Here is a 6,885-nt window from a genome sequence, read left to right on the forward strand (position 1 = left end):
TACAGCTCAGCTAAGGTAAGGCTAATACAGCTAAGGACTCCACTGAACCCCACCGATTAAATCGCACCTTCCTTAACAGCAAGACGGGTAAGCGGTCTTCCCCTGTAGCTCTCAGTGCGGCTGAGAAGCTCTGTAATGCGTTCAAAAGGAAGAGCAGGACGATGAACCCTTTTTGCTGTTGCAATAGCTCCTGCTAAGTCCTGTGCAGGATTACTCTCGATAATACTGTTATGGACAGCATATCGCATGATAGCGGTGATACGCTGTTGTAGACGGGCTGCAATTTCGAGATGACCCGATTTTTCAGCCATTTTGATTGGCTGAAGCAGGTCACGGGTTTTGAGGTCAGTAATGATTCGTTTACCAATGACAGGGAACACATGATTGGTCAGGCTGTTCATTACCCTTTCAGCATGTGTTGCTGACCATCTGATGTTGCTTGCATGCCAGTCTCTGGCAACGGATTCAAAAGCCAGTGTGCCGCTTTGTTCAACTTTATCGGATTTTTTCTTTTCAGATGGGTCAATACCAGCAGCAATTAATCTTCTGGCATCATCACGGCGATGACGTGCGTCAGCAAGTGATACAGTGGGGTAAACCCCCAGAGCCAGTAGCTTTTGTTTTCCTGCAAAGCGATATTGTAGACGCCAGTACTTGGAACCATTCGGATGAATCAGAAGATGCATGCCGCTGCTGTCTGTGAGCTTTACAGGCTTATCGGCGGGTTTGGCATTTCTTACTTTGACATCAGTGAGAGCCATCGTTAACCCCCTCTTTTGATGGTATAAATTGTATCGAACTAAAGATACCATCCAATATACCATCAAATGATAGTGCTTGCTGATGAAAGTCAGGGAGCGGTATGAGAAGGGCTGGAGTCAATAATGTGTTGACTTTAAAAGGAAAAACGGACGTCGATTGACGTCCATTTATAGAATAGTGGTGCCCGGACTCGGAATCGAACCAAGGACACGGGGATTTTCAATCCCCTGCTCTACCGACTGAGCTATCCGGGCAACGGGGCGCATTAAACCCTAATCATTGTAATGCGTCAACTCTATTTCAAAAAATGCTGTTCAGTTGCTCAAGTTTGCGGCAGTCTGAGTGATTCTGCGCCACAAAACGGCGTATTGCACAAATCTTCCAGATTTTTTCCGCACGGGAGTGTCATGCTGCTTCCGGGGATTTCGGAGGCAATATGGCTAATGACTGGCTGGAACTGCGGCAGCATGCGGACACCGGCATCGAAACAATTCGCGCTCATTTTGAAGGACATGCGTACGATCCGCACTGGCACGACAGCTATCTGGTCGGCATAACCCTAAGTGGAACGCAGGAGTTTCATTGCCGCCGCGAACGCCATCGCAGCATGCCGGGCGACGCCTTTCTGCTTGAGCCGGGCGAAATTCACGATGGTGATGCGCCGGTTGAAGGCGGCTTTACCTACCTGACGTTCTACCTTGATGAAGACTGGCTGAGCTCCACCCTGCGTGGGCTGTACGATTCAGTCCCTTCCAGCTATTCACTGCATTTTTCCCGCACGATGGCGCGCGAACCACAGCTTGCTGGCGCGATCGCCCAGACCTTTTATTCGCTGCATAGTGAGGAGATGCGCATCGTGCAGCAAAGCGCCATGGATAACTTGCTCGGGCAGCTTACCCAGCACAACCAGTGGCGCAAGCGCCTGCCGTCACACCTGCAAAGCGCGGCGGTGGCGCATCGCGCACGGGATTATCTTCATGCCCATATGGGGGAGAACATCGGTTTGTCTGACCTGGCCCGCGAAACGGACACCGACCGGTTTACCCTGACCCGCTGCTTCAAGCGTGAGTTCCATCTCTCACCCCATGCCTGGCTGATTCAACTGCGTCTGGCTAATGCCCGCAGCATGCTGGCGCGCGGTGAACAACCGGCGAGCGTGGCGGCAGCCCTGGGATTTGCCGATCAAAGCCATCTGGGGCGCAGGTTCCAGCGGGCGTATCGACTATCGCCCGCCCATTACCGGAAACTCTGCACAAATCTTCCAGACTCGGTGGGTAAATAACGCGAAAGTCACAGGACGGAGAATAAGGAGTGCCGACTGTGAATACGCTCTATACCTGGCTGCCATTTATGCTGTTTGCCTTCGTGGCATCGATAACCCCCGGCCCAACCAATATCCTGATCCTGGCCAGCAGCCAGCGCTTTGGCATCAAAGCGACATTGCCTGCGGTGGCGGGGGCATGTGTGGCGGCCAGTCTGATTGTGTTTATCTCCGGCGCGGGTGCAGGAGAAGTGCTGCGGGGCTACCCGCTGCTGCGTGAAGGCATGAGCTGGGCCGGTGCGCTTTGGCTAAGCTGGATGAGCTGGCAGCTATTTACTGCTCCGGCGGCGGATCTGAATGAGAAGAGTGGCGAGCCCTTTAGCAGTAAGGCAGCGGCCATGTTGCAGCTCATCAACCCCAAAACCTGGATGATGGCGCTGGCAGTGGTCAGCCTGTTTGCCCCGAATGGTGCGCATCCCGTGCGCGAAGTGGCATTCCTGTCACTGAGCTTCCTGCTCATTTCGGTGCTCTGCCTGTGCGCCTGGACGCTGCTGGGCAAAGCGGTAAACCGGCTGTTTCGCAGCGCGGCATCGCTGGTCTGGTTTCAACGGGCGATGGCGCTCTGCCTGCTGTTTTCGGCCTGGGCCGGGTTGATGCACTGATCAGGTTAATGCCCCGCCCTGGCGGCAACGGGCAAAGCGCAGAATATCTTCTGCCAACTGCCGGGCTGTATCGACATCGGCCTGGCTGCGATTAACCAGCATTCGGCTCAGACAGCCTTCCAGCACCAGCTCCATCTGTTTTGCCACCATGGTTGGGTCGTCCACTTCCAGTTGGGTCAACAGCTCATGAGTGAAGGCGAAAGCCGCCTGTTTCTGCTGATCCGCGAGCTGGTGTACCGGATGATCCGGGTCGGGGAAAAAGGTACAGGCGGCGATGAACAGGCAGCCCGGATAGCGATTGTTGCTGACGCAGTCGGTCAATGCGCCATAGCGCGCCAGCAATTTTTGCTCTTTCGTTAGCTCTTCATCGAGTAACAACTGCCTGCGCCAGATATCCACCTGCTGACTGAGATAGCGTAGCGCATCGTAAAACAGCGCTTCTTTGTCCGGCCAGAAACGCAAAAACTCCTCCAGCGGATAGTTAATGCGCTCAGCGACCATTTCCAGCGTGGTGTCGGCAATCCCTCTCAATTCAAACAATTGAAGTGTCTGACTTAAAACATCTTCACGTTGCACGGTGAGTTCCTCCGTTATCAGAAGCCTGCTTCCTCAACCAAGTGTTGTTTACGGCGCGAGATTGCGCAAATGCGTGGCAAAGGCGGGCGCGTCCATAAAACCTGTGACCCGCTGTGCCGGCTGTTCATGGCCTTGCGCATTAAAGAACACAATGGTGGGTAAGCCTAAAACCTGTAAGTGTTGCAATAGTGCCTGATCCTGCGCGTTATTGGCGGTGACATCCGCCTGTAATAACACGGAATTTTTCAGTGCAGCCTGAACCTGCCTATCGCTAAAGGTGTACTTCTCAAACTCTTTGCACGCCACGCACCAGTCGGCGTAAAGATCCAACATCACCGGGCGACCTTTTGCCTGTGCCAGCGCCTGGTTAAGGTCGTCCACGGTTTTGATGGTGGTAAACGGCAGGTGCGCCTGGCCTTGTACTGCGGGCTGGCCAAACGCCCAGTCCTGTAATGGCCGTGCACTGACCAGCGCCGCACCCAGCAGAACGATCTGCACAATACGCATCACCGGGCGGGTTGCCCCAAGGCTGGCAATAAAGGCCCAGGCAAAGAAGGCGACGCCGAGCAGCGACCACAGTCGCAGTCCCCAGTTATCGCCCAGTACCCGCTCGAGCAAGAAGACAGGTAACGCCAGGATCACAAAGCCAAAGGCGATTTTGACCTGCGCCATCCACGGGCCGCTTTTCGGCAACAGGCGGTTGCCGAAGACGGTGACCAGAATCAGCGGCAGCCCCATTCCCAGCGCATACAGATACAGCGTACCGCCACCCAGCCACAGATTACCGCTTTGGGCGATATAAAGCAGGATAGCGCCCAGCGGCGCGGTGGTACACGGGGAGCAAATCAGCCCGGCAATGGCCCCCATAGCAAACACGCCGCCTGCCGAGCCGCCCTGTTGACGGTTGCTCATCAGCGTTAAGCGGGTTTGCAACGAGGAGGGCAGTTGCAGGGTGAACAGGCCAAACATCGACAGCGCCAGCAGAATGAAGACCACCGACAGGCCAACCAGCACGTACGGATGCTGGAGCGCGGCCTGGAACTGGAGCCCGGCGGCGGCAACCACCAGACCGAGTGCGGTGTAAGTCAGCGCCATCCCCTGCACGTAGATAAAAGCCAGCAGCAGCGCACGGGGCGTTGAAAGGCGCTGTTTGCCGCCGAGTACGATGCCTGAGATAAGCGGGTACATTGGTAAGACGCAGGGGGTGAAGGCGACACCAATGCCAATCAGCAGCGCCCAGAGCGCGGAAAAGGGCAGCGCGGTCGTGTCGGTGTCGCTATTTCCCCTCACCCCGGCCCTCTCCCCGGAGGGGCGAGGGGGAACTGACTGGGCTGCGTTTTCCGGCGCAGCGCTGGTTTGTCCCCTCTCCTGGGGAAGAGCCTGGGCCGACGCGCCAACCTCACTCAGCGGAATCACTTTCGTCTCTGGCGGATAACAGAACCCGGCATCCGCACAGCCCTGGTAAGTCACCGTCAGCGTCGCCCCTTTGGCGGCCTGGTTGATGGTCACCGGCAGATTTAGCTGCTGGCGATAGATCTCGCTTTTGCCATAAAACTCATCCTTATGCATTTCGCCAAACGGCAACTGCACCGGCGTGATGTCGGCCTGTTGCGGGGTGAGCTTGATTTGCTGGCGATAGAGGTAGTAGCCCTCTTTCACCTGCCAGTTGAGCTTGAGGTCGTTTTCCTGCTGCTGGAAATCAAACATAAACGCCTGATCGGCCGGCACAAAGTTGGACCGTCCGGGGGCGTAAAATAGCCCGGCAAGCGCGGGCGTACTGCATAACAGCAGAATCAGCGTAAGGATGCGTTGAGCCATGTGAGGTAATCAAAATCTCCGTGAGTAACCGGTATAGCGAGCAATTCTGGGGTCTGGTAGGGGTGATGAGACTTAATGCAGGCGAAGAGATCTTCCAGATGTGCAACGTCGGTTTTGAGCAGCAACTGCACTTCGTATTCCTGCTCCAGCTTCCCTTCCCAGTAGTACATCGAGGTGGCGCCGGGGAGGAGGGTCACGCAGGCAGCCAGCTTATCGGCCAGCACTTTGGTGGCCAGCTCCTGGGCCGTCGCTTCATCCGGGGCGGTACAGAGCACAACAACAGCATCAGGCGTGTTCATCGTTAACCTCTTCACAGCGAAAAGGGGACTATAACACGCACAATAAAAACGAGCCGCAGAACGGCCCGTTTTTACATGGTTTTAAATTAGAACGCCGCCAATGATGAAGCCCAGTATCACGCACAGGGTGATGGCGATGACGCCTGGGATAAGAAACGCGTGGTTAAACACATACTTGTCAATACGCGTTGAGCCGGTATCGTCCATTTCCACCGCCGCCAGCAGCGTTGGGTGGGTGGGCAGCACGAACAGCGCCGATACCGCCGCAAACGACGCCACGGCGGTCAGCGGGGTAACGCCCAACAGCAGCGCCGCAGGCATCAGTGCTTTGGTGGTCGCGGCCTGAGAGTAGAGCAACGTGGAGGCAAAGAAGAGTACCACCGCCAGCAGCCACGGGTAGTTGTGCAGCAGATCGCCGGCCACCGTCTGGATGTCAGTAATGTGCGCTTTCACGAACGTATCGCCGAGCCAGGCAACACCCAGCACGCACACGCAGGCGCTCATGCCGGATTTAAAGGTACTGGCGTTCAGCACTTCGCTGGTGTCGATTTTGCAGGTGATGCTGATCAAGGTCGCGATGGTCAGCATAAAGACCACAATCGCTTCGTTACGCGGCAGTTCCGGGTTTTTAATCAGGCCAACGGTGTCGCTGATGGCGGTCGCATAGAACATGACTGCCACAATCCCAATCAGGAACAGCACCACGGAGCGTTTGGCATGCGGCTTAAGGTCGAAAACTTTGCTGCCCCGCAGTTTGACTTCCCCTTTTGCCAGGCGCTCCTGATAAACCGGATCGTTTTTCAGCTCGGCACCCAGGAAGTTACACACAATGGCGGTCAGCATCACGGCAATCAAGGTCACCGGAATACAGATAGCCAGCAGCGTCAGGTAGCTCACCCCAAGCGGCTCCAGAATCCCGGCGAAAAAGACCACCGCCGCGGAGATAGGCGAGGCGGTAATGGCGATTTGCGACGCCACCACGGCGATGGAGAGCGGACGGGACGGGCGAATACCCTGCTCTTTTGCCACTTCGGTAATCACCGGCAGCGTAGAGAACGCCGTGTGCCCGGTGCCCGCCAGAATGGTCATAAACCAGGTGACCAGCGGGGCGAGAAAGGTGATGTATTTCGGGTGGCGACGCAGCATGCGTTCGGCCAGGCTCACCAGGTAGTCCATCCCTCCCGCCACCTGCATCGCGGCAATGGAGGCGATAACCGCCATGATGATCTCAATAACGTCGAAGGGTATTGCCCCAGGTTTGACTTGAAAAAAGAGGGTGAGTACAAGCACCCCGAAGCCACCGGCAAAACCAATGCCGATGCCGCCGAGTCTGGCCCCCAGATAAATAGCAAGCAGGACGAGTACGAGTTCTGCAGCAAACATAATTGCCTTCCTTGTTGATGAAGTGATATTGAATTTTTTCTGCTGAAGGCTAGATAGTGTCGTCACAAGATTTTAGCCCAGAGAGCGATGCATCTGATCTGGACGGCAGCGAGAAATGAGGCCG

Annotated in this window: 6 protein-coding genes, 1 tRNA gene and 1 pseudogene; 2 read left to right on the forward strand and 6 right to left on the reverse strand. The window is 55.9% G+C overall.

Annotated elements, in window-relative coordinates; all coding sequences use genetic code 11:
* Window positions 1-71: 71 nt before the first annotated feature.
* Window positions 72-761, reverse strand: a pseudogene (locus ACSZPU_RS21740) (tyrosine-type recombinase/integrase); the annotation flags it as partial.
* 179 nt (window positions 762-940) lie between these two features.
* A tRNA-Phe gene (locus ACSZPU_RS21745) sits at window positions 941-1,016 on the reverse strand.
* Between the two features lie 182 nt (window positions 1,017-1,198).
* Here ACSZPU_RS21745 and ACSZPU_RS21750 point away from each other — a divergent pair.
* Window positions 1,199-2,044, forward strand: a complete 846-nt coding sequence (locus tag ACSZPU_RS21750; protein WP_499003045.1) for an AraC family transcriptional regulator — start codon at window positions 1,199-1,201, stop codon at window positions 2,042-2,044.
* Between the two features lie 68 nt (window positions 2,045-2,112).
* The gene (locus tag ACSZPU_RS21755) at window positions 2,113-2,685 is read left to right on the forward strand and encodes a LysE family translocator (RefSeq protein WP_499003054.1); all 573 of its coding nucleotides are present in this window, start codon (window positions 2,113-2,115) and stop codon (window positions 2,683-2,685) included.
* Here the strand turns inward: ACSZPU_RS21755 and ACSZPU_RS21760 are convergent, their stop codons facing one another.
* The 4 genes from ACSZPU_RS21760 to ACSZPU_RS21775 form a co-directional block, all read right to left on the reverse strand.
* Entirely contained in the window at window positions 2,686-3,261 is a 576-nt protein-coding gene (locus ACSZPU_RS21760; protein WP_499003047.1) for a transcriptional regulator, read from the reverse strand.
* Window positions 3,262-3,309: 48 nt separating this feature from the next.
* Entirely contained in the window at window positions 3,310-5,079 is a 1,770-nt protein-coding gene (locus tag ACSZPU_RS21765) for a protein-disulfide reductase DsbD (protein WP_499003049.1), read from the reverse strand.
* A complete protein-coding gene (gene cutA / locus ACSZPU_RS21770; protein WP_499003051.1) occupies window positions 5,055-5,378 on the reverse strand; it encodes a divalent cation tolerance protein CutA in 324 nt (107 codons plus the stop codon). Before cutA ends, ACSZPU_RS21765 begins: the two co-directional genes overlap by 25 nt.
* A gap of 81 nt (window positions 5,379-5,459) precedes the next feature.
* On the reverse strand, window positions 5,460-6,761 hold the full coding sequence (locus ACSZPU_RS21775) for an anaerobic C4-dicarboxylate transporter (protein ID WP_499003053.1): 1,302 nt from the start codon (window positions 6,759-6,761) through the stop codon (window positions 5,460-5,462).
* Window positions 6,762-6,885: the final 124 nt, after the last annotated feature.

Source organism: Phytobacter sp. V69 (assembly GCF_965644215.1).
GTDB lineage: Bacteria > Pseudomonadota > Gammaproteobacteria > Enterobacterales > Enterobacteriaceae > Phytobacter.

What these genes read in the sequence shown, in the direction of transcription:
- cutA (WP_499003051.1), bottom strand. Translation starts at nt 5,378, where the DNA reads ATGAACACGCCTGATGCTGTTGTTGTGCTCTGTACCGCCCCGGATGAA.
- ACSZPU_RS21765 (WP_499003049.1), bottom strand. Translation starts at nt 5,079, where the DNA reads ATGGCTCAACGCATCCTTACGCTGATTCTGCTGTTATGCAGTACGCCC.
- ACSZPU_RS21755 (WP_499003054.1), top strand. Translation starts at nt 2,113, where the DNA reads ATGCTGTTTGCCTTCGTGGCATCGATAACCCCCGGCCCAACCAATATC.
- ACSZPU_RS21775 (WP_499003053.1), bottom strand. Translation starts at nt 6,761, where the DNA reads ATGTTTGCTGCAGAACTCGTACTCGTCCTGCTTGCTATTTATCTGGGG.
- ACSZPU_RS21750 (WP_499003045.1), top strand. Translation starts at nt 1,199, where the DNA reads ATGGCTAATGACTGGCTGGAACTGCGGCAGCATGCGGACACCGGCATC.